This is a genomic window from Cobetia sp. 1AS1, from assembly GCF_029846435.1.
Lineage (GTDB): Bacteria > Pseudomonadota > Gammaproteobacteria > Pseudomonadales > Halomonadaceae > Cobetia > Cobetia amphilecti.
On the sequence record NZ_JARWKU010000006.1, the window covers coordinates 63,084 to 84,870 of the forward strand.

The 21,787-nt window shown below is 63.7% G+C and carries 19 protein-coding genes; 8 read left to right on the forward strand and 11 right to left on the reverse strand.

From position 1 onward, the window contains the following. Positions 1-50 precede the first annotated feature (50 nt). Genes QD280_RS11530 through QD280_RS11540 form a run of 3 tightly spaced genes read left to right on the forward strand, consistent with a single transcriptional unit; the run spans position 51 to position 2,491 of the window. Positions 51-629: a TRAP transporter small permease gene (locus tag QD280_RS11530; RefSeq protein ID WP_279839322.1), complete on the forward strand. Its 579-nt coding sequence runs from the start codon at positions 51-53 to the stop codon at positions 627-629. Then, the gene (locus QD280_RS11535) at positions 626-1,969 is read left to right on the forward strand and encodes a TRAP transporter large permease (protein ID WP_197738683.1); all 1,344 of its coding nucleotides are present in this window, start codon (positions 626-628) and stop codon (positions 1,967-1,969) included. Before QD280_RS11530 ends, QD280_RS11535 begins: the two co-directional genes overlap by 4 nt. 45 nt (positions 1,970-2,014) lie before the next feature. Then, positions 2,015-2,491 carry a universal stress protein gene (locus QD280_RS11540; protein ID WP_043331347.1) on the forward strand — a complete coding sequence of 159 codons (477 nt, stop codon included), beginning with the start codon at positions 2,015-2,017 and terminating at the stop codon, positions 2,489-2,491. A gap of 192 nt (positions 2,492-2,683) precedes the next feature. Here the strand turns inward: QD280_RS11540 and QD280_RS11545 are convergent, their stop codons facing one another. The 4 genes from QD280_RS11545 to dctP form a co-directional block, all read right to left on the reverse strand. After that, on the reverse strand, positions 2,684-3,442 hold the full coding sequence (locus QD280_RS11545) for an IclR family transcriptional regulator (protein ID WP_043331346.1): 759 nt from the start codon (positions 3,440-3,442) through the stop codon (positions 2,684-2,686). A 171-nt stretch (positions 3,443-3,613) separates the two neighbouring features. Next, complete coding sequence (locus tag QD280_RS11550; RefSeq protein WP_054555518.1) at positions 3,614-4,891, reverse strand: TRAP transporter large permease; 1,278 nt, start codon at positions 4,889-4,891, stop codon at positions 3,614-3,616. Between the two features lie 10 nt (positions 4,892-4,901). After that, positions 4,902-5,483 (reverse strand): TRAP transporter small permease, encoded by a 582-nt coding sequence (locus QD280_RS11555; RefSeq protein WP_279839324.1) that lies wholly within the window; start codon positions 5,481-5,483, stop codon positions 4,902-4,904. Next, a complete protein-coding gene (dctP, locus tag QD280_RS11560; protein ID WP_172978708.1) occupies positions 5,483-6,709 on the reverse strand; it encodes a TRAP transporter substrate-binding protein DctP in 1,227 nt (408 codons plus the stop codon). Before dctP ends, QD280_RS11555 begins: the two co-directional genes overlap by 1 nt. Before the next feature lie 655 nt (positions 6,710-7,364). Here dctP and QD280_RS11565 point away from each other — a divergent pair. The 3 genes from QD280_RS11565 to trxC all read left to right on the forward strand — a co-directional run bounded on the left by QD280_RS11565 (position 7,365) and on the right by trxC (position 10,853). Further along, positions 7,365-9,008, forward strand: coding sequence for a choline dehydrogenase (locus tag QD280_RS11565; RefSeq protein WP_153636308.1), 1,644 nt, complete (start codon positions 7,365-7,367; stop codon positions 9,006-9,008). A gap of 79 nt (positions 9,009-9,087) precedes the next feature. Further along, positions 9,088-10,155 carry a YeiH family protein gene (locus QD280_RS11570; RefSeq protein WP_225347067.1) on the forward strand — a complete coding sequence of 356 codons (1,068 nt, stop codon included), beginning with the start codon at positions 9,088-9,090 and terminating at the stop codon, positions 10,153-10,155. A gap of 260 nt (positions 10,156-10,415) precedes the next feature. Next, positions 10,416-10,853 (forward strand): thioredoxin TrxC, encoded by a 438-nt coding sequence (gene trxC / locus QD280_RS11575; RefSeq protein WP_043331344.1) that lies wholly within the window; start codon positions 10,416-10,418, stop codon positions 10,851-10,853. A 159-nt stretch (positions 10,854-11,012) separates the two neighbouring features. On the opposite strand, the gene QD280_RS11580 is transcribed toward trxC, so the two are convergent. Next, a complete protein-coding gene (locus QD280_RS11580; protein ID WP_279839327.1) occupies positions 11,013-11,867 on the reverse strand; it encodes an SDR family oxidoreductase in 855 nt (284 codons plus the stop codon). 466 nt (positions 11,868-12,333) lie between these two features. On the opposite strand from QD280_RS11580, the gene QD280_RS11585 reads away from it, so the two are divergent. Then, positions 12,334-12,702: a hypothetical protein gene (locus QD280_RS11585; RefSeq protein WP_043331343.1), complete on the forward strand. Its 369-nt coding sequence runs from the start codon at positions 12,334-12,336 to the stop codon at positions 12,700-12,702. A gap of 218 nt (positions 12,703-12,920) precedes the next feature. On the opposite strand, the gene QD280_RS11590 is transcribed toward QD280_RS11585, so the two are convergent. The 6 genes from QD280_RS11590 to QD280_RS11615 form a co-directional block, all read right to left on the reverse strand. Further along, positions 12,921-13,256, reverse strand: a complete 336-nt coding sequence (locus QD280_RS11590) for a zinc ribbon domain-containing protein YjdM (RefSeq protein ID WP_043331342.1) — start codon at positions 13,254-13,256, stop codon at positions 12,921-12,923. Positions 13,257-13,425: 169 nt separating this feature from the next. Further along, positions 13,426-14,337 carry a hydroxymethylglutaryl-CoA lyase gene (locus tag QD280_RS11595; protein ID WP_279839329.1) on the reverse strand — a complete coding sequence of 304 codons (912 nt, stop codon included), beginning with the start codon at positions 14,335-14,337 and terminating at the stop codon, positions 13,426-13,428. Positions 14,338-14,342: 5 nt separating this feature from the next. Next, on the reverse strand, positions 14,343-16,628 hold the full coding sequence (locus QD280_RS11600) for an acetyl/propionyl/methylcrotonyl-CoA carboxylase subunit alpha (RefSeq protein ID WP_279839331.1): 2,286 nt from the start codon (positions 16,626-16,628) through the stop codon (positions 14,343-14,345). A 168-nt stretch (positions 16,629-16,796) separates the two neighbouring features. Continuing rightward, the gene (locus QD280_RS11605; protein ID WP_279839334.1) at positions 16,797-17,636 is read right to left on the reverse strand and encodes an enoyl-CoA hydratase-related protein; all 840 of its coding nucleotides are present in this window, start codon (positions 17,634-17,636) and stop codon (positions 16,797-16,799) included. 83 nt (positions 17,637-17,719) lie between these two features. Beyond that, positions 17,720-19,327, reverse strand: coding sequence for a carboxyl transferase domain-containing protein (locus QD280_RS11610; RefSeq protein WP_054555514.1), 1,608 nt, complete (start codon positions 19,325-19,327; stop codon positions 17,720-17,722). Positions 19,328-19,383: 56 nt separating this feature from the next. After that, positions 19,384-20,553, reverse strand: a complete 1,170-nt coding sequence (locus QD280_RS11615) for an isovaleryl-CoA dehydrogenase (RefSeq protein WP_279839335.1) — start codon at positions 20,551-20,553, stop codon at positions 19,384-19,386. A 492-nt stretch (positions 20,554-21,045) separates the two neighbouring features. Here QD280_RS11615 and QD280_RS11620 point away from each other — a divergent pair, with 492 nt between their 5' ends. Next, positions 21,046-21,786, forward strand: a complete 741-nt coding sequence (locus tag QD280_RS11620) for an ATP-binding cassette domain-containing protein (RefSeq protein ID WP_153636301.1) — start codon at positions 21,046-21,048, stop codon at positions 21,784-21,786. The last annotated feature ends 1 nt before the right edge of the window (position 21,787 follow it).

Here is a 21,787-nt window from a genome sequence, read left to right on the forward strand (position 1 = left end):
AGACGTGGCGTCAAGTGGTCATCGCTGGCGATGTCGGGGGATGTGTATCCATGCGGGTATTGTTGAAGTTTCTGGATAATATCGAGAACTATCTCTGCCAGTTCCTGCTGGTGGTGTTCGTCATCATTCTCTTCACGCAGATCATGCTGCGTAACCTTTTCAGCTACTCGATTCCCTGGGGAGACGAGTTGGCGACCTATGCCTTCGTGTGGTTTGCCTATCTAGGCGCCGTCTACGCCACACGCATGTCGGCGCATAACCGCGTGACCTTCCAGTTTCGATTCCTGCCGCGTTGGGTGGAAACCCTCTGCGGTGTGCTGACCGATATCATCTGGATCGCCTTCAATGCGGTGTTCATCTATTACAGCTACGACTTCGTGTTCAACAAGATGAATCTGTTCTGGAAGTCACAGACGCTGGGTGTGCCGATGAAGTACTTCTATCTGATTCTGCCGCTGGCCTTTACCGCCATGACGGTGCGCATCATCCAGACCAATTATCTCAAGTTCGTGCGCAAGGAAGACATCGTGGACCCGGATTCCCAGGCAATGGAGGAATTGAAGCAGGGCGGTGACGGTCAGGCCACTGATCCACAGCCCAGTGACAGACAGGAGGGCGGCAAGTCATGATCGATTCCACCATCATCTACATCCTGTTTGGCGTCTTCTTCCTGCTGCTGGTGCTGGGTGCACCGATCACCGTCTCGCTGGGTGTCGCGGCGCTGGCGACCTATCTGAGCATCGATGAAAACCCGATGGCGTTCGTGCAAATCGCCTTTACCTCGGTGGGCTCCTTCCCGCTGATGGCCCTACCGGCCTTCATTCTGGCCGGGGCGCTGATGGAGGCCGCCGGCATCTCGCGACGGCTGGTCGATATCGCCGAGGCCTTCGCCGGGCCGGTGACGGGCGGACTTGCCGCCGCTACGGTATTTGCCTGCATGTTCTTCGGTGCGATTTCCGGCTCGGGACCTGCCACCACGGCGGCGGTCGGCATGCTGATGATTCCGGCGATGGCCAAGCGCGGCTATGACCGTGGCTATGCCTCGGCGATCACGGCCTCTTCCGGGGGGCTGGGGGTGGTGATTCCGCCGTCGATCCCGATGGTGATCTTCGGGATTTCCGGCATGGGCCTGCAGCCGCCGCCCGAAGCGGTGGCCATGCACGGTGACTTCCAGACACTGTCGATCCCGAAACTGTTCATCGCCGGTGTCATGCCCGGCGTGGTGATCGCCGGCTTCCTGCTGATGATCAACTACGTGATCTCGAAGAAACGCGGCTATCGCGGGCTGACCAACAGCTGGTCGTGGCCCCATATTCGCGCCACCTTGAAGAAGGGTGTCTGGTCGATGCTGGCGCCCTTCATCATCCTGGGCGGCATCTACAGTGGCCTCTTCACGCCGACCGAATCCGCCATCGTCGCCATCGTCTACACCCTGATCGTCGGCATCTTCCTGCACAAGGAGCTCAAGTGGAAGCCGACGCTGCGCACCCTGGAGACCACCACCTGGATCACCGGTCGCGTGCTGCTGATCCTGTTCACGGCGACGGTCTTCGGGCGGCTGCTGGTCGAGCAGCGCGTGCCGGCGCATATCGCCGAGGGCATGCTGGCGATGACCGACAACCTCTACCTCATCTGGGCGATGATCATCTTCTTCCTGCTGTTCGTTGGCATGTTCATGGAGACGCTGGCCGCGATCATGATTCTCACCCCGGTGCTGCTGCCGATCATGTACATGCTGGGGATGGACCCGGTGCACGTCGGCATCGTGGTGGTCTGCGCCTTGGCCATCGGCTTCCAGACGCCGCCATTGGGGGAGAACCTCTTCGTGGCCTCGGGGATAGGCGGGGCCTCCATCGAGGAGATTTCCCTGAAGGCATTGCCGTTCGCGGCGGGCTCGGTGGCGGCCATCTTCCTGATCGCCTATGTGCCTGAAATCTCGCTGTGGCTACCCAGGGTGATGGGTTACTGAAGCGCCATCTGAACGCTAGCCCTGCAATGAACGAGGAGAAGGACGATGCCGGCAGTCAAACGAATTCTGTGTTGTGTAGGCCTGCGCGGAGACTGTGAGCGGGTACTGGCGCGCTCGGTGTGGTTGGCGGGTGCGACGGGCGCCGAGCTGCATGTGCTGCATACCGTCAAGTCACTGTCGGATGACGTGATGAACACCCTCAAGGTCAACATTCGCCACAAGCCGACGCTGGAGGGCCTGATGCAGCAGCGGCTCGATCAGGCGAAGGAGAGTCTGGAAAAGATGCTGGAGGACTTCTGGAGCACTCATGATAACGGCGACCCGCGCCCGGTGATCGCCGGACTGAATGTGGTGGAGGGCTACCCGGCCTCGGAGATCATCCGCTACGCCACGCGCCATGACTGCGACATGATCATCATGGCCACCAACAAGCGCGGCTTCGTGGCCTCCTATGCGGGCAAGGTCACCAAGGGGGTGATCAAGCGCGCCAGCATTCCGGTGGTGGTGGTACCGACGCCCTGAGCCGGTGGAGAGAGACGCTTGAGGGATAGCGGTACTCAGCAATTTGGCAGATGAAAAACGCTCGCCCCCGCAGACAATCACTGTCTGCGGGGGCGAGCGTTTTGGATCATGGCCCATCGTCAGCGTGGCTCAGGTGTCACTCGGGGCTGGACGGGATCATTTCATGCGTCATGTGCGCACAAGGCGCGCGGCTCAGAGCGTGCCTTCCAGCTCAGTGGCGATCTGGCGCATCAGCGGCGCCCACTCCAAGAGGGAGTCGATGGAGTGGCGCAGGCGCGGCGCGTGGATCGCCAATGTCGCCTGGATCTGGCCGACCTCATCGAAGACCGGCACCGCGATGGCGACCATGCCCTGGATGAACTCCTCATCATCGGTACTCAGCTGGTTGCGCGCCACGGTGTCGAGCGCCTCTTCCAGCGTGGCCCGCGAGGTCAGGGTGCAGGGCGTGTGGGCCTCCAGCGCCAGATGGGCGAGCAGGGCGCGGCGGCGATGCAGTGGCATCAGCGCCAGAAACAGCTTGCCGCTCGCGGTGCAGTGCAGCGGCAGGCGTGAGCCGGGCGCCAGCTGGATGCGCACCGGCCAGTTGGTTTCCACGCGGTCGTAATACATCACCTCGTGGCCATCGAGCAGCGTCAGGTTGCAGGTCTCGCCGACTTCCTTCGCCAGCCGTTCCAGCAGGACACGGCGCGGCACCTTGAGGCCTTCATTGGCCAGTGCGCCCAGCGACATGCGCCGAAAGCGCGGGCCGGGCAGCAGGTGACGGCCATCCAGATCACGACTGATCAGCTGCTGTTCTTCCAGCTGCTTGAGCAGGCGATGGACGGTCGGCTTGGGGATGTCGAAGCGCTTCTCGAGGTCGGCAGCGCTGACGGCGTGCTGGGTGGTGACGATTTCTTCCAGCAGGCCGAGTGCGCGAAAGAGCGTCGAATTGGTGGGCGTGTCTTTGCTCATCTAGTGTCCTCATCCTGCTGTCGGGCACATGTCACTCAGGGTGACCGGGGCCGACAGGGGCAGGGTGGCAAGGCGTCAGTGCATCGATTCATCACGGCAGTGGGCCCCTTGGCGAAGGCTGCCCTGATGAGACGAAGACAGCCCCTCGCGGGGCTGTCGATGAGGCTAGTGTTACAGGTTTACCAGGAACAGGGAAAGGGAAGGCACCAGGCAGATGGCCAGCCAGCAGGCGATCAGCGCGATGAAGTAGGGGATCACGTACTTGACCAGTCTGACGTAGGAAATGCCGGTGATGCTGCTGGCCACGTACAGGTTGAGCCCGAAGGGTGGCGTGACGAAGCCGATGGCGGCACCGACCAGGAAGATGACCGAGAAGTGGATCGGGTCGACCCCGGCCTGCTGGGCGATGGGCGCGAGAATCGGCGCCAGGATGATAGTCACCGGCAGGCTTTCCAGAATCATGCCCGCCAGCAGGATGATCAGCATGCAGGTGCCCAGCGTCAGGTAATAGTTGTCGATGCCGCTGAGCATCTCGCTCAGCGCCTGACCGGCACCCAGCACCGACAGCAGCTGCTGCATGACCACCGAGATGGCGATCAGCGGCGCCAGCATGCCGGCGATCTGGCCTGAGCGCAGCATGATGGTCGGCAGCTTCCTGAGGCTGATTTCCCGCGTGATCAACAGCCCCGCGATCATGGTGAAGCCCACGGTGATGGCGGCGGCTTCGGTCGGCGAGAACTTGCCCGAGTAGATGCCGTAGACCACCACGCCGATGGTCGCGAAGCCCAGATAGGCCTTGCGCGCCAGCCTGGCGCTGACACCGGCCTTGAAGGGCTGCAGCTGGCCCCAGCCATTCTTGCGCGCCACCAGATAGCAGGCGCCCATCATCGCGACCACCATCAGGGCGCCCGGCACCATGCCGGCGATGAACAGGTCACTGATCGACAGGTTCATCATGAAGCCGTAGACGATGAAGATGATGCTGGGCGGAATGATGATGCCCACGGTGCCGCCGGAGGCCGCCGTGGCGGCGGCGAAGCGTTCGTCATAGCCGTTCTTGACCATCTCGGGCTGCATGATCGAGCCGATGGTGGCGGTGGTGCCGGCATTGGAGCCGGAAATCGCCGCGAACAGGCCACAGGCGCCGAGGGTCGACATGCCCATCCCGCCGCGCATCCAGCTCAGCGTCGAGTAGGCGAAGTCGGAGAGTCGCTTGGCGATGCCCGCCGCGTTGATCAGGTCCCCCGTGAGGATGAACAGCGGTAACGCCAGCAGGCCGAAGAAGCTCAGGCCCTGGAAGAGGGTGACGCCGACATTGGCCAGCGTGAAGTCGATCACCAGACTGGTGCCGACCACCCACAGGCCGATGACGAGGAAGATGGGCACGCCGAGCAGGAAGAAGGCGGTCACGCCCGCCGTGATCAGGGAGATCCAGATACCGTCTGTCATGCTGACCTCCTCAGTCCATGATGGACGGTTGCAGGTTGAAGGAATCGCCGCGGCGATAGCGCGCCCAGTCGGCGTAGAGGTTCTGCAGTACGCGATAGATGATCATCACCCACGCCAGCGGCGTGGCGAGGTAGAACCACCACTGCATGACGTTGTCGGTGCCCGGCACGATGGCGTAGTTGTCGTAGGCCAGCGTCACCTGGGTGGTGGTGAAGTAGATCACCATCAGCCCGAAGCCGATCCACAGCACGGCATCGAGGATCAGGCAGGCGAACTGGCCACCGCGCGGCAGCTTCATGCGGATCTCGTTGAGGCTCAGGTGGGTGCGCTTCTTGACGTTGAGCGAGGCGCCGAACCAGGTCAGCCACAGAAACAGCAGCACGGGAATGCTGGTGCTCCAGGGGGCCTGCAGGCCGAAGAAGAAGCGCCGGATGACTTCGACGAAGATGATGCCGGCCATGCCGGAATAGGCGATCAGGATGACGACCTGTTCCAGATGGGCATCCAGCCACAGGAAGGGACGCGCCCAGGGCGCGGCCTTCTTGATGGCAGGTTGCTTCGACGGTTGGCTGAAGATGGTGGTATCGCCCATTACCCCCTCCACCAGCGCTGCGGCTTGACGTTGACGGCGGCGACATCACGCGGAATCTCGCGCGCGACATCATGGATTTCCTGATAGATATCGAGACCGCCGGACCACTTGTTGAGGCGTTCGCGCCACTGCTCCCACGGCTCGGGATTGAATTCCGGCGAGCACATCTGCTCGGCGCGTGAGCGTTCGGCGTCCGACAGCGGCGCCACGCGCACGTTGTTCTCGGCGAAGACGGTGCCGGCGGCGGGGTGCTCGGTGGCACCGACGATCTCGAAGCGCCCGGCCTCGTTCATGCCCTGGGTGAAGATCTGCGCGCAGTAGGCGGACTCCATCACCTGGTCCTGCAGTTCGGAACCGAGGCTGTCGAACTTGGGCAGGCTCATGCCGGTGTGTTCGGTACCGGCGAAGAAGCGCAGGTCGACCGCCTGGGACACCACCGGTGCCATGCCGGCGTAGGCCACGGCGCTCATCCAGGTCTCGGCGCCATCCAGCAGGCCCTGACGCAGGCCATCGAGGGTCTCTTCCCAGGCGACCGGCACCGGGTTCAGGCCCAGCTGCTCCATCGCGATGCGTCCCATCTGGGTGCCGGTGACGCGATTCTTGGTGCCCTTGAGATCATCGATGCTGGTGACCAGCGGTTTGTCCTGCCACTTGAGGCCGAGCATGATGCCGCGCAGGTCACAGTGGGTGAACAGGAACTGCAGGTTGTGGCGCTGGCGCAGCGGTTCGCGCAGCAGCTGCTCACTCTTCTTGTGATAGAAGAAGTGGAACATCGAGGCGACAGTGGGGAACAGGTAGGCGAAATCGAGCACGTTCAGATACGGCGCGCTGCCCGAGGAATTCTGGGTGGAGGCCGAGTAGATATCGACGATGCCCTGCTGGGTCTTGCCGACGCAGTCCAGCTGGTTGCAGACCTCGTTGCTGCCCATGAACTCGACGCGGATGGCGCCGTTGGTGCGCTCTTCCAGGTCACGCGCGAAGAACAGCTGACCGGATTTCTGGATATCGAGATTGCGCTCATTGAAGCCCGAGGCACCGAAGCGCAGCTGGAACTTGGGCGCTGTCTTGTAGCGTTTCTGCTGCTCCTGGTCGGCGGCGCGCGCCAGCGTGGACGCGGTGAGACCTGCGCCGAGGCCGGTGGCGGCCAGCAGGGTCGAGGTCAGACCGAAGCGACCCGAGATGTCGAGGAAGTCACGGCGTGACAGCTTGCTGAGTGGCGATGGCATGGTAGTGCTCCCGGTATTGTGTTTGCTTTTGTGGTGGGATGCAGGCCTGGCGGCCGGGAAGTGATGTCGTATCACTCGCCCTGTGTTGGCGTTGTTATGGATCTTGCGGTGCGGGGCTTGCTTCCGCTGTTTGTCTGGCAAGCCGTTCGTTGTTCACTTCTTTAGCCAAGTGCTTGTTTATCCGTCCTTATTTGCTGTCCTTATATGCCCGTCTTTATTTGTCAGGCGTTTTCGCAGTGCCTGTTCAGCGAGTGTCTGTTCAGATCGTGTCTCTTCAGAGAGTGTCTCTTCAGAGAGTGCTGGAGCGCTTGTCAGACATATCCGCTATTTCTTCAAAGCCACTCCAAAGTCTCTTCAAATTCTCTTCAAGCCCTCTTCAGGCTCTCCTCAAACACGTCTCCAGAGCCCATGAGCCCTGCTTCTGGCCTCTCTGGTGACTGCCATTGATGGCGGTCTGTGTCGTTCTCACTAGTTTGTCTTACATAGTTGGTCGTATAACGAGACGAAAAGTACCGTTACCGGCGTTTCAAATCTCAATGTAGGGCACTTTTTCAGCTTTGGCAAAGATATTGAGACAATACGTTTCGTATTTGACGAATCCCGATTTTGATACCATGATTATGAGACAATATGTCTCGATATGGTATATAAAATAATGAAAACAACACGTTACGCCAATGCCGACGCATCAGCCGCCTATGACTACATCGTGATCGGAGCGGGTTCAGCCGGTTGCGTGCTAGCCAATCGTCTAACCGAAGACCCCTCCATCAAGGTCTTGCTGCTGGAAGCCGGCGGCTCGGACTGGAATCCGTGGATTCATGTGCCGGTCGGTTATTTCAAGACGATGCATAACCCGGCCACCGACTGGTGCTATCTCACCGACCCTGACAAGGGCATCAATGGTCGTCGGCTGCAGTGGCCGCGGGGCAAGGTGCTGGGCGGTTCCAGCTCGCTCAATGGGCTGCTGTATATCCGTGGCCAGCACGAGGACTACGACGACTGGGCGGCCGCGGGCAATCAGGGGTGGGACTACGCGTCAGTGCTGCCGTACTTCCGCAAGTCGGAGTGTCAGGCGCGCGGCGCCAACCAATGGCACGGCACCGATGGGCCGCTGCATGTCTCTGACCTTCGCCTGAAGCGCGAGATCGCCGAGCGCTTCATCGAGGCGGCGGTGGAGGCGGGGATTCCGCTCAACCAGGACGTCAATGGCGAGCGCCAGGAAGGGGTCGGCTATTTCCAGCAGACCACCTACAAGGGCCTGCGCTGCAGCACGGCCAGGGCTTTCCTGCGCCCGGCGCTCACGCGCAGCAATCTGACGCTGGTCAAGCATGCGCACTGTCGCCGCGTGTTGCTGGAAGGCAAGCGTGCGGTGGGAGTCGAGTACGAGGTGAAGGGCACGATCCACACGGCACGCGCCGAGCGCGAGGTGCTGCTGTCCAGCGGCGCCATCGGCAGCCCGCAGATTCTGCAGTGCTCCGGTATCGGTGAGCCCGAGCATCTGGCCAGTGTCGGCGTCGAATGCCTGCACGCGCTGCCGGGGGTCGGGGAAAACCTGCAGGACCACCTGCAGGTACGGCTGGTGTTCAAGACCCAGTGCCGCACCCTCAATGACGAGGTGCGTCATCCGCTCAAGAAGCTGGCGGTCGGCACCCAGTACCTCTTCACGCGTACCGGGCCGCTGACGCTGGCGGCCAGTCAGGTGTGCGCCTTTACCCAGTCGCGCGAGGGGCTGACGCGCCCTGATATCCAGTTCCACATGCAGCCGCTGAGTGCCGACAAGCCCGCCGATGGCGTGCATCCGTTCTCGGCGTTCACGTCCTCGGTGTGCCAGCTGCGCCCGCACAGTCGCGGCCAGGTGCGCATCACCAGCGCCGACGCCAGCATCTATCCTTCCATCCAGCCCAACTATCTCAGCGCCGAGGAAGACCGCCGCGTGGTGGTCGATGCCATCAAGGTGGCGCGGCGTATCGCCCAGGCAGCGCCGCTGGCCTCGGTGATCAGCGAAGAGTACGTGCCGGGCGCGCACTACCAGAGCGATGAGGAGTTGCTGGAAGCCGCGCGTCAGTTCAGCCAGACCATCTATCACCCGGCGGGCACCTGCAAGATGGGCCACGATGCGCTGGCGGTGGTGGATGACGAGCTGCGTGTCCATGGCCTGCACGGCTTGCGCGTGGTGGATGCCTCGATCATGCCGGTGATCGTGTCCGGCAATACCAATGCGCCGACCATCATGATCGCCGAGAAGGCCGCCGACATGATCAAGGCCGCCCAGGTGAACATGGCCCAGGCCAGCTAGCAGGCCTTCGTGCCTGAACGACACATCGCGGCGGGGCAGCTTGCCCGTCACCGCTTGCTGGTCTTCAAGAGGAATCCGCGTGGCCACTGACAACAGTTCATCACTGCACGACACACCCACCCCGCCCACCAGCCTGTGGCGGACCCTGGAAGGGCGCGTGCGCACCATCATGCCGGGCCTGTTGATCTGCATCATCATCGCGCTGGCGACCACCTTCATCGCCGATCATTACGGCGGCCCGACGCTGCTCTATGCGCTGCTGTTCGGCATGTCGCTGCACTTTCTCTCCGAGGAGGGGCCGTGCAAGGCGGGCATCGAGTTCGCCTCCAAGACGGTACTGCGCCTCGGCGTGGCCCTGCTGGGCGTGCGCATCACGCTGGAGCAGGTCGCGAGTCTCGGCCTCGGCCCGGTGATCACGGTGGTGCTCGGGGTGGTGGCGACCATCCTGTTCGGCGCGCTGCTGGCCCGCGTGATGGGGCTGGACCGCGACATGGGGCTATTGACCGGTGGCTCGGTGGCCATCTGCGGTGCCTCGGCGGCACTGGCGCTGTCGGCGGTGATGCCGCGCAACGCCACCAGCGAGCGCCACACCATCATGACCGTGGTCGGGGTGACGACCCTCTCGACCGTGGCGATGATCACCTATCCGCTGATCGTCAGGCTGCTGGGGCTGGATGATGCCGAGGCCGGCATCTTCCTCGGCGGCACCATCCATGACGTGGCTCAGGTGGTGGGCGCGGGCTACATCATTTCCGAGCACACCGGGGACGTCTCGACCTTCGTCAAGCTGCTGCGGGTGGCGATGCTGGTGCCGGCGGTGATGGTCTTCATGCTGCTGTTCCGCAGTGCGCGCCAGGCCAATGGTGATGAGGGCGGCAAGGTGCCGATGTTCCCCACCTTCCTGATCGCCTTCGTGGCACTGGTGCTGATCAACAGCCTCGGCTGGGTGCCGAGTGTCGCCGTGGAAGGCTTCACGGATCTGTCGCGCTGGTGTCTGGTGGCGGCGATTGCCGCGCTGGGCGTCAAGACATCGTTCCAGAAGCTGGCGGTGGTGGGCTGGAAGCCGGTGATCCTGATGGTGGTGGAAACCCTCTTCCTGCTGGTGCTGGTGACGCTGTGCATCAAGTTCGGGCTGGCCAGCATCTGACCGACGCTTGGGTGTGCTCAAGCGCGAAGGGCCCCGCCGTGACTGGCGGGGCCCTTCAGGTTGAGGGCAGGGGGTCGTTCAGTTCGTTCAGGTCAGGCGAGTGTTCAGATCAGGCGGGCTCATACAGCCAGCCAATCAGGGCGATAAGGTGGCTCAATTGCTTCCTGGCCCACGAGTCGTATGATCTGCGCTTATCGGTACGCGTCTGACGGTTGACCGTCACGTGGCGCGCCGCATCCCCATTTCTCTGGAGTCCGATCATGTCTGAATCCCTCGTGCTGGCCTGTCCGCAATGTCTCGCTCTCAATCGTGTGGCCACCGCGCGTCTGGATGACAACCCCAGCTGCGGCAAGTGCAGCGCCGCCGTGCTGCCCAAGGAGCCGCTGGAACTGACCAGCGACAACTTCGAGGCCCTGGTGGTGCGCAGTGAAATGCCGGTGGTCATCGACTTCTGGGCCAGCTGGTGTGGCCCGTGCAAGATGATGGGGCCGATCTTCAATGAGGTCGCCGCACAGATGGGCACCCGTGTGCGTTTCGCCAAGATCGACACCGAAGCCCAGCAGGCGCTGGCCGGTCGTTTCGGCATCCGCAGCATTCCGACGCTGCTGGTGATGAAGCAGGGCAAGGAGCTGGCGCGCGAATCAGGCGTGATGCAGGCCGGTCAGCTCAAGCAGTGGCTGGCACCGCACGCGGTATGACCACGGCCCGCGCGAGAGAAGTCCGCAGTTGAGCGTTCAGGGAAACCCGGACGCAGCTCAAGAACTGACAACGCCTGACGTGCAATCGCGTCAGGCGTTGTCGTTTCAGTCGGCCTTGTCGTCTCGGTCGGCCTTGTCGTCTCAGTCGGCGTTGTCGTATCAGTCGACGTAAACCATCTTGCGCGTCATGCCGCCATCGACGACATGATTCTGGCCGGTGATGAAGCCGGCCTTGTCCGAGATCAGGAAGGCCACCAGCGCGGCGATGTCATCGACATGGCCGACGCGCCCGACGGGGTGCTGGGCATGGTCTTCGTCACTCAGCGATTCAGCCTCGCCGCTTTTCTGCAGGGCGCTGACGTCGATCCAGCCCGGGCTGACCGCATTGACGCGAATCTCCGGCCCGAGGCTCATCGCCATGGCGTGGGTGAGGGCGACGATACCGCCCTTGCTGGCGGCGTAGGCTTCGCTGTGCGGCTCGGACTGCAGCGCGCGGCTGGAGGCCAGATTGACGATGCTACCGCCAGTTTCGCGCAGATGACGCGCCGCATGCTTGGCGGTCAGGAAGCTGCTGGTCAGGCTGGTGTCGAGTACCTGATGCCAGCGCTCGAGTGACAACTCTTCGAGCTTGCCCTGGAAGGGATCAGCGATCGCGGCATTGTTGATCACCGCGTCCAGCCGCCCGAAGGCTTCCCAGGTAGCCGCGATGCTGGCGGCCACGGATTTCTCGTCACGCACATCCAGCGTGAAGACGCGCAGGCGCTCGCCGATGTCTTCTGCGGGCTGCTCACCAGGCGGCGCTCCCGAGCGTTGTGCAAGCTCCTCCGACGGCGCTGCAGGCTCCTCTGTGAGCCCGCTCGCCTGTCGCTTCTTCATCTCTCGATATTGCTGGCCTGCCTCGGCATCGATATCCGCCACGGCCACGCGCCAGCCGTGGGCGAGCAGGTAGTCGCTGATGCCGCGGCCGATGCCTTGAGCACCGCCGGTGATATAGGCCACCTTGGCTGTCTTCATGTGATTCTCCTGATGAGGTGCCGGCAGGGCGATATGACGAAGCGCTTCACACATGCTTCGTCGATGGCGCGGTGTGCCCCTGCGGGCAATGATATAGGTGCGGCGGGCGCGCGAGACAAGGGCGGTACCCGCAGACACCGCGCGGCGACCATGCCTCAGCATGACAGGCCTCAGAGTCGTGATGGGGCTGGCGGGTGGCGCGGCGCCTCACGGCCTGCGTTGAGGACTGATCCTGATGGCTGATTCTATTGGTCAGGGAGTTATCGCCTCGCGTGGCAGCTGTCAGACTGTGCATGAGTCCACGTCAGGCGTCAGGTGCGTCTGGGTGACCACGAGATATCGCCATTCGACGTGCGGGGCGAGGAACTCGACTGCCGGGCCGTTGCCCGAGTCCCCTCAAGCCGCAAGCGAGTGAATGAGCGAGCGGGTAGCCCCCGATGAAGTATCAGTCGCGCGAGGAATGAAGATGAACAAGGGGATGCAACACTGGCTGGCGATGGTGGCCGTGGCGGTGATGCTGATGGCCACAACGGGATGCGATGGCGTCAATGGCCCGCGCCCTACCAGCGTGGCGACGCTGCTGGAACACTCCGAGGCCTGGCAGGGCGAGCAGGTGGCCGTGCAGGGCAGGGTGCGCAGCGAAGACGTGCCCAACCGCTACTGGCTGGAAGGCGAAGGACAGCAGCGCCTGGAACTGCTGCCACCGGAGCGCATCGGTGCCTATATCGGGCGCGAGGTCCAGGTGAGTGGCCGCTTTGAATTCGAGGTCGGCGGTCAGCGCCGCATACGCCTGTCCAAGGTCACGCCGCTCGACAAGACGTCGCCTGAGGAGTGAGTGAGCACTTGCTGGGGTGGTGGGCTGGAGCGTGCTTGAGAGGACTGGAGCGTATTGGTGCGGGCCAGGGCTAGTCAAAGCGGACTGAACAAGGCGCCTCGGCAAGCCGGAAATGGCGGGCTGGAAACGATAGTCCGAAAACGACAGTCCGCAAACGACGATGCCCCGTCGCGCACAGAGCGCAGGCGGGGCATCGTCGTGTCAGGCGAGCGGATCGATCAGGCTTTCTTGACGAAGATCGACTTGAGCTTCATCGGGCCGACGCCATCGATCTTGCAGTCGATGTCGTGATCGCCATCCACCAGGCGGATGTTCTTGACCTTGGTGCCGACCTTGACGACGGAGGAGGTGCCCTTGATCTTCAGGTCCTTGATGACGGTGACGGTGTCGCCATCGACCAGCTCGTTGCCGTTGGCATCGCGGAATACCGGGCCGGCTTCCTCGACGGCGGCTTCCTTGGACCACTCATGGGCACATTCAGGGCAGACGTACTGCATGCCGTCGTCGTAGGTGAATTCGGAATTGCAGGCCGGGCAGTTCGGGAGGGCGCTCATCACGGTGTCCTGAAAGCTGTCTCCTGCTTCACCCGACACGTCGATGGGCAAAGACTCAGGCGGAGACATGGTGTTGGAAGGCGCGCATCGGGCTCAAGCGGTGCGCGAACGGCGGCAAGCCTACACCGATTCCCCGACAGCCACCATCCGGTGCGGCCCTTGGTCGCAATCAGCCGCCGGCCATCAGTGCCTGACCGACACGTGAGCCATTGGGTCGGCCAAGCGTGCGGCTGATCCAGTCACCGGTGCGGGCCAGCGCTGCCAGATCCACCCCCGTCTCGATGCCCATGCCCTCAAGCAGATAGAGCACATCTTCACTGGCGACATTGCCCGAGGCGCCCTTGGCGTAGGGGCAGCCGCCCAGGCCCGCCACGGAGCTGTCGATCACCGCGATGCCTTCTTCCAGCACGGCGTAGAGGTTGGCGAGCGCCTGGCCGTAGGTGTCGTGGAAGTGGGCGGCGAGCTGCGTGATCGGCACCTCGCGACTGACCTGCTCCAGCATGTGCTTGGCCTTGAGCGGCGTGCCGACGCCGATGGTGTCGCCCAGCGACACCTCGTAGCAGCCCATGGCCTTGAGCTCGCGAGCGACGGCGGCCACCTCGGCGGGGGCTATCTCGCCTTCATAGGGGCAGCCGAGCACGCAGGACACATAGCCGCGCACACGCACGCCGGCCTTGAGGGCGTGTTCCACCACTGGCGCAAAGCGCTCAAGCGATTCGGCGATCGAGCAGTTGATGTTGCGCTGCGAGAAGGACTCGCTGGCCGAGCCGAACACGGCCACCTCGCGCACACCACACTCAAGCGCCGCCTCAAGCCCCTTCATGTTGGGCGTGAGGGCGGAGTAAGTGGTCGCTGACTTGGCAGGCCTGTCGCGTAGCGCCAGCATGATCTCGCGGTGATCGGCCATCTGCGGCACCCACCTGGGCGAGACGAAGCTGGCGGCCTCGACATGCGCAAGACCGCTGTCGCTCAGGCGCCGGATCAACTCAAGCTTGGTGGCGGTCGCGACGGGCACCGACTCGTTCTGCAGTCCGTCGCGCGCGCCGACCTCGACGATGCGTACCTTGCGGGGAAAGTGCATGCTGACTACTCCTTGTCCGACTCGACCTTGTCCGCCGCGGCCTGCGCGGCCGTGAATTCGAGCAGCACATCGCCCTGGACCACGCTGTCACCGGCCGAGAAGTGGAACTGGGCGACCTCGCCATCGGCGGGGGCATTGAGGGTGTGCTCCATCTTCATCGCCTCCATCACCATCAGGGGCGTGCCCTGCGGGACATGGCTGCCCGGCGCGACCAGCTGGGCGACCACGGTGCCATTCATCGGCGCATTCAGGGTCGCCTGGGTCTCGTGACGCGCGTGGTCCACGGCATCGGCACGCCGCCACAGCAGGCGTGATTCCCCCTGTGGAGTGCTGCCGGACTGGCTGTGCTGCGCTGACGATAGCACCAGCACCTCACCGCCGCGCGCCGGCGCGTGGCTTGCCTGGAAACGACGACGATAGCCATCCAGCGTCACGGCGATGGCGTTGCCTTCAAGGCGAGTGAGTCGGCCGAGATGCTTCGTAGTCTGTCTTTCATCTCCGCAGTGAGTGGTCACTTCAATCTGCCAGTCGCCGCGCGAATCGCTCATCGATGACGTATTTGAGGTGTGCGTATTCGCCAGGGAGGCATGCGTTACGGGGCGGCGCGCGATGATATGCGCCACCTTGTCGCTGCGCTCATCGGCATCGGCGTCAGCGGGCAGACACAGCGCCAGGCGTACCTGGTGTGGCAGGCCATTGCGCCAGCCATCGCGGCGCTCCCACGGGCTGGTGCCGGGCGCTTGGCGCGAATGTGATGTGCGGCTCGAATGTGATGCGTGGCTGGCTTGCTCATTCAGGCGCGAGAGCGCCAGCAAGGCACTGGCCGCGAGGCTGTCGTGATCCAGCGTCGCGCTGGGGAACAGGCTGTCGTGATGGCGCTCGATGAAGCGGGTATCCAGCTCGGCGGCGCGGAAGTCAGCATGGCCCGCCAGGCGGGACAGGAAGGCGCGGTTGGTGGTGACGCCGCGCACTTCCAGCGCAGCCAGCGCGCGCAGCAGCGTCTCGAGGGCCTGTTCACGAGTCGGCCCGTAGCTGATCAGCTTGGCCAGCATCGGGTCGTAATGCATCGAGACTTCATCGCCCTCGGCGACGCCGCTGTCCAGGCGTACCTGCCGGGCGGTCAGCCCGCCCCCTGCCAGATCCAGCCGGAAGCGTTCCAGCACACCGGTGGCGGGCAGGAAGTCGTTGTCCGGGTCTTCGGCGTAGAGGCGCGCCTCGAAGCTGTGGCCGGTCAACGTCAGCTCATCCTGCTGGCGCGGCAGGCGCTCGCCCCGCGCGATGCGCAGTTGCCATTCGACGAGGTCTTCGCCGGTGATCATCTCGGTGACCGGGTGCTCGACCTGCAGGCGGGTGTTCATCTCCATGAAGTAGAAAGCGCCGTGGCTTTCGCTGCCCGGTTGCGGCACGTCGAGCAGAAACTCGATGGTGCCGGCACCCACATAGCCGATCTCGCGCGCTGCCCGCACGGCGGCCTCGCCCATCTCACGGCGCAGCGACGGCGTCAGCCCCGGCGCGGGCGCCTCTTCCAGCACCTTCTGGTGGCGACGCTGGACACTGCAATCGCGCTCGAACAGATAGACACCGCTGCCGTAGCTGTCGCAGAACACCTGGACTTCGACGTGGCGCGGCTGGGTCAGGTATTTCTCGATCAGCATGCGCTCATCGCCGAAGGCGGCGCGGGATTCACGGCGACAGCTGGCCAGCGCCGCCGCAAATTCCCGTGCGTTCTCGACCACGCGCATGCCCTTGCCGCCACCGCCGGCGCAGGCCTTGATCAGCACCGGATAGCCCATGCGGTCCGCTTCGGCCTGCAGCAGCTCATCCTGCTGGTCCTCGCCGTGGTAGCCGGGCACCAGCGGTACATTGGCCGCCTGCATGCGCATCTTGGCGGCCGACTTGTCGCCCATGTCGGCGATCGCGCTCTGGGGCGGGCCAACGAAGATGATGCCGGTCTCGGCCAGCGCGCTGACGAAGGCGGCGTTCTCGGACAGGAAGCCATAGCCGGGATGCACGGCATCGGCACCGCTTTTGCGTGCGGCAGCGATCACCTTTTTGATATCCAGATAGCTTTCGCGGGCGCTGGCGGGGCCGAGACGCACGGCCTCGTCGGCCTCGCGCACATGCAGGGCATCGGCGTCGGCATCGGAGTAGACCGCCACTGTCTGGATGCCCATCGCGCGAGCGGTGCGCATCACGCGTACGGCGATCTCACCCCGGTTGGCGACCAGCAGCTTGCGGATCTCGCCGCAACCGGCGGGGAGGGTCTGGTCTGTCTCGCGGTTGGCGTTCATGGCAAGCGTCCTGTGGCGAAGGTGGCAAGGGGAATCAGGAGTAGGAGAGTTCGGAAGAGAAAAGCTCTTAAGAAAAAATCCGGCAGGCATGGCCCAGGTGGATGGCCGAGAGTGATGACCAGCGCCGAGAGCGTCGACATGCTGCCAGCGGCTTCAAGTCTCTGGTGTTCATGAGGGCTTAGACGTCTCGGTTTTTTGGTTCTCGGTCGGCACCCAGGGCGCCGGCGTGCCGGCGAAGAAGGCGGCCAGTCCGGCCTGGCCCTGTTCGCTGACGCGCAGCTGGCTGATCACCTCGCAGCAGCGTTCACGGGTCGCGGCGCTGGCTGGGGCCTGAGCCACTTCGCTGAGCAGCGCCTTGGTGGCGCGACTGGCGGCAGGCGAGGTGGCGAGCAGGGTCTGCACCATCTCCGTGATGCGCGCCTCCAGCAGCTCATCGGGGCAGGTCTCGTGGACCAGGCCGATGCGCTGCGCGGTGGCACTGTCGATCACCTCGGCGCTGAGGGCATACCGGCGCATATGGCGTGAGCCGATGGCGCGCTGCACGTAGGGGCTGATGGCAGCCGGTGCCAGCCCGATGCGTACTTCGGAGAGACAGAAGCGCGCCCGCTCGGCGGCAAACACGATGTCGCAGCAGGCCGCCAGGCCGACGGCACCGCCGAAGGTGGCGCCCTGGACACGACACACGCTGGGGCAGGGCAGCTCATCGAGCAGCTGCATCAGTCGCGCAAGCTCGCGTGAGTCGGCGAGGTTATCTTCCAGCGAATACTCGACCATGCGCTGCATCCACTTGAGATCGGCGCCGGCCGAGAAGCTCTTGCCTTCGGAGGCCAGTACCACCACACGCACTTCATCGCGGCTCGCCCTGGCGTGCAGGCTCTCTAGATGCTGATTCAGCTCCGCAATCAGCAGATCATCGAAGGCGTTGTGTACCTCGGGGCGCAGCAGGGTGAGGCGGGCGACGCCGTGTTGATCTATCTCGAGTCGACTCGATTGGCGAGGCTCTGTCATCGTGCTTTCTTCCATTCTGTTAGCTTGAAGATGACTATCGGCATTCAGTACAGGTTACAAGCATTGTTGTAGCGCTTGACGGGTTACATGCGAAGCACACCGAAGCGACTGTCCTCGATCTCGGCATTCATGGCCGCGGCCAGTGACAGGCCGAGGATGTCGCGGGTCTGCAGCGGGTCGATCACACCGTCATCCCACAGGCGCGCACTGGCATAGGTCGGATGGCCCTGACGCTCGTACTGCTCGCGTACCGGCGCCTTGAAGGCCTCCTCTTCCTCGGCGGGCCACTCGCGCCCCTCGCGGGCATGCTGGTCGCGCTTGACCTGTGCCAGTACGTTGGCGGCCTGCTCGCCGCCCATCACCGAGATGCGTGAGTTGGGCCACATGAACAGCAGGTTGGGGTCATAGGCGCGCCCGCACATGCCGTAGTTGCCCGCGCCGAAACTGCCACCGATCAGCACCGTGAACTTGGGTACCCTGGCGCAGGCCACCGCCGCCACCAGCTTGGCGCCGTGCTTGGCGATGCCTTCGTGCTCGTAGCGCGAGCCGACCATGAAACCGGTGATGTTCTGCAGAAAGATCAGTGGAATCCGGCGCTGGGTGCACAGCTCGATGAAGTGCGCGCCCTTGAGGGCGCTTTCCGAGAACAGCACGCCATTGTTGGCAAGGATGCCGACCGGATGGCCATGCAGATGCGCGAAGCCGGTGACCAGCGTCTCGCCGTACTCGCGCTTGAACTCGTCGAAGTCCGAGTCATCCACCAGGCGGCCGATCACCTCGCGCACGTCGTAGGGTTTCTTGAGATCGGTACCGACGATGCCGTAGAGCTCCTGCGGGTCCAGGCGTGGCGGACGCGATTCGCGCAGCGCGAGCTGGCCCTTGCGTTGCCAGTTGAGGCGCGACACGGCGCGGCGAGCCAGCTGCAGGGCATGGGCGTCGTTGTCGGCCAGATGGTCGGCCACGCCGCTGATCTTGCAGTGCACCTCGGCGCCGCCCAGCGCCTCGGCGCTGATGTCCTCACCGGTGGCGGCCTTCACCAGCGGCGGCCCCGCCAGGAAGATGGTGCCTTGCTCGCGCACGATGATGGATTCGTCCGCCATCGCCGGCACATAAGCGCCGCCTGCGGTACATGAGCCCATCACCACGGCGATCTGCGGGATACCCTCGGCAGACAGCGTGGCCTGGTTGTAGAAGATGCGGCCGAAGTGGTCGCGGTCCGGGAAGACCTCGTCCTGGTGGGGCAGATGCGCGCCACCGGAATCGACCAGATAGAGACAGGGCAGGCGATGCTTGCGGGCGATTTCCTGGGCGCGCAGATGCTTCTTGGCCGTCATCGGGAAGTAGGTGCCGCCCTTGACGGTGGCGTCGTTGGCGACAATGACGCACTCCACGCCGCTGACGCGGCCGATGCCGGTGACCAGGCCCGCGCCGGGGACGGGGCTGTCGTAGACGTCGTGGGCCGCCAGCGCGGAGAGTTCGAGGAAGGGCGAGCCTTCATCGATCAGGTGGTCGATGCGTTCGCGCACGAACAGCTTGCCGCGCGACTCGTGACGTTCACGCGCCTTGTCACCGCCACCGGCCGCGACGGTCTCCAGCAGCTGGTGCAGGCGATCGACCTCGGCCTGCATCGCTGCTTCATTGGCGCGGAACTGGTCACTGCGCGGATTGATCAGGGAGGTCAGTATGGCCATCGAGCAAGCTCCAGCGGCGAAGGGTTGCGAAAAAGAGTAGGGGATGACGAGAGGTATCAGGCGCTCTCGTTGAACAGTTCACGCCCGATCAGCATGCGGCGGATCTCGCTGGTGCCGGCGCCGATCTCGTAAAGCTTGGCGTCTCGCAGCAGGCGCCCGGTGGCGTACTCGTTGATGTAGCCGTTGCCGCCAAGCAGCTGGATGGCATCCAGCGCCATCTGGGTGGCCTTCTCGGCGCAGTAGAGAATGACGCCCGCGGCGTCCTTGCGTGAGGTCTGGCCGCGATCACAGGCATTAGCGACCGCATACAGATAGGCGCGGCAGGCATTGAGGGTGGTGTACATGTCGGCGACCTTGCCCTGCACCAGCTGGAATTCACCGATGGCCTGGCCGAACTGACGACGCTCATGCAGGTAGGGCACCACGATGTCCATGCAGGCCTGCATGATGCCGATGGGGCCGGCGGCCAGCACGGTGCGCTCGAAATCGAGCCCGCGCATCAGCACCTTGACGCCACGATTGACCTCACCCAGCACGTTCTCGACCGGCACCTGACAATCCTGGAAGACCAGCTCGCAGGTGTTGGAGCCGCGCATGCCGAGCTTGTCGAGCTTCTGGGCGGTGGAGAAGCCGGGGAAGTCACGCTCGATGATGAAGGCGGTGATGCCCTTGGAGCCGGCGTCCGGGTCGGTCTTCGCATACACCACCAGGGTGTGGGCATCCGGGCCGTTGGTGATCCACATCTTGTTGCCGTTGAGCACGTAGTGGTCTCGATGCAGCTCGGCCTTGAGCTGCATCGAGACCACATCAGAGCCGGCCCCGGGTTCGGACATCGCCAGTGCGCCGACATGCTCGCCGCTCATCAGTTTCGGCAGATAACGTGCCTTCTGCTCGGCGGTGCCGTTGAGCTTGATCTGGTTCACGCACAGGTTGGAATGCGCGCCGTAGGAGAGCGCCACCGAGGCACTGGCGCGCGAGATCTCTTCCATCGCGATGCAGTGCGCCAGATAGCCCATGCCGCTGCCGCCGTCCTCGTCGGGCACGGTGATGCCAAGCAGCCCCATGTCGCCGAACTTCTGCCACAGGTCATCGGGGAAGGCATTGCTGGCATCGATCTCGGCGGCGCGCGGGGCGATCTCGTCGCGGGCAAAGGCGTTGACCTGCTCACGCAGCAGGGTGTGTGTCTCGTCGAGTCCGAAATCCAGCGGTGAATAGAGGCTGTGCATGATCTGGCATCCTGTAGATCGGTGAAGCGCGATGAGCATGGCCCGCCAGGGGCTGTGATGACCTGATGGCGAACGGTCTGTCGCGACCGGCTTATCAAGTCCGCCCGTCAGGGGCCGCCTTGGCGTGTGATGGAAATTACTCTAGGTCAAAGTTGACGTTAACGTAAAGGTCATTATGCGGAGCTTTGACCAAGGTCGCAGGGCTTGCGGCAGACGATCAGCAGGGAGACTCGGGAAGGGGAGTGTCAGGTAGAGAAACTCAAGTCGAGAAAGTCAGCTCAGGAAACGAAATTGCTCCGGCATCGCCGAGGTGACTTGATAAGCTGAGACGCTGTAGTCACTGTTGATTGAGGAAGTCGTGAGGGCGTCAGTGGGGAGCATTCCCGTCACCTACCTGGTGTCACCGGCACTCTTTAGTGTGCAAGTGCGCCGACTCGCCAGCGCTTTCCGCCATTCCAGACTCATGCTCACCTGCCTAGAAGGACCTACTCGATGAGTGATGACACCGCCCCGGCAGTCCGCTTCAGCGGCCTGCACAAGGGCTTTGCCGGTCAGCGCCTGTTTGAAGGCATTGATCTTGAACTGCCGCGTGACCGTATCACCGCCCTGGTCGGTGCCAGTGGCTGTGGCAAATCGACCCTGCTACAGCTGATCAACGGCCTGATCCGCCCGGATGAAGGCGAGGTGAAGGTGTTCGGCGCCGCCGTCGATTACGCCAACCTGCCGGTCATGCGTCGCCGCATCGGCTATGCCGTCCAGCAGATCGGCCTCTTTCCCCATCTCAGCGTGCGCGACAACGTCGCCATTCTCGCTGACCGCGAAGGCTGGAGCGCCGAGCGTGTCAAGGCGCGTATCGCGCGTCTGTTCCAGATGATGGATCTCGACATGGCGCTGCTGACCCGCTATCCCCACGAGATTTCCGGCGGTCAGGCCCAGCGCGTCGGGCTGTGTCGCGCCATGATGCTGGAGCCACCGTTGCTGCTGCTCGATGAGGCCTTCTCGGCGGTCGACCCGATCACGCGCATCGAGGTGCATGCCCAGTTCCAGCGCATGCAGCAGGAGGAACCGCGCAGCGTGGTGATGGTGACCCACGACATGAACGAGGCGCTGAGCCTGTCCGATCACATGGTGGTGATGGCGCCCGGCGTGGTGCTGCAGGCCGCCAGTCCCGACACCATCACCACGGCGCCAGCGGATGAGCGCGTGGCCCGACTGCTGGAGGCACGCGCATGAA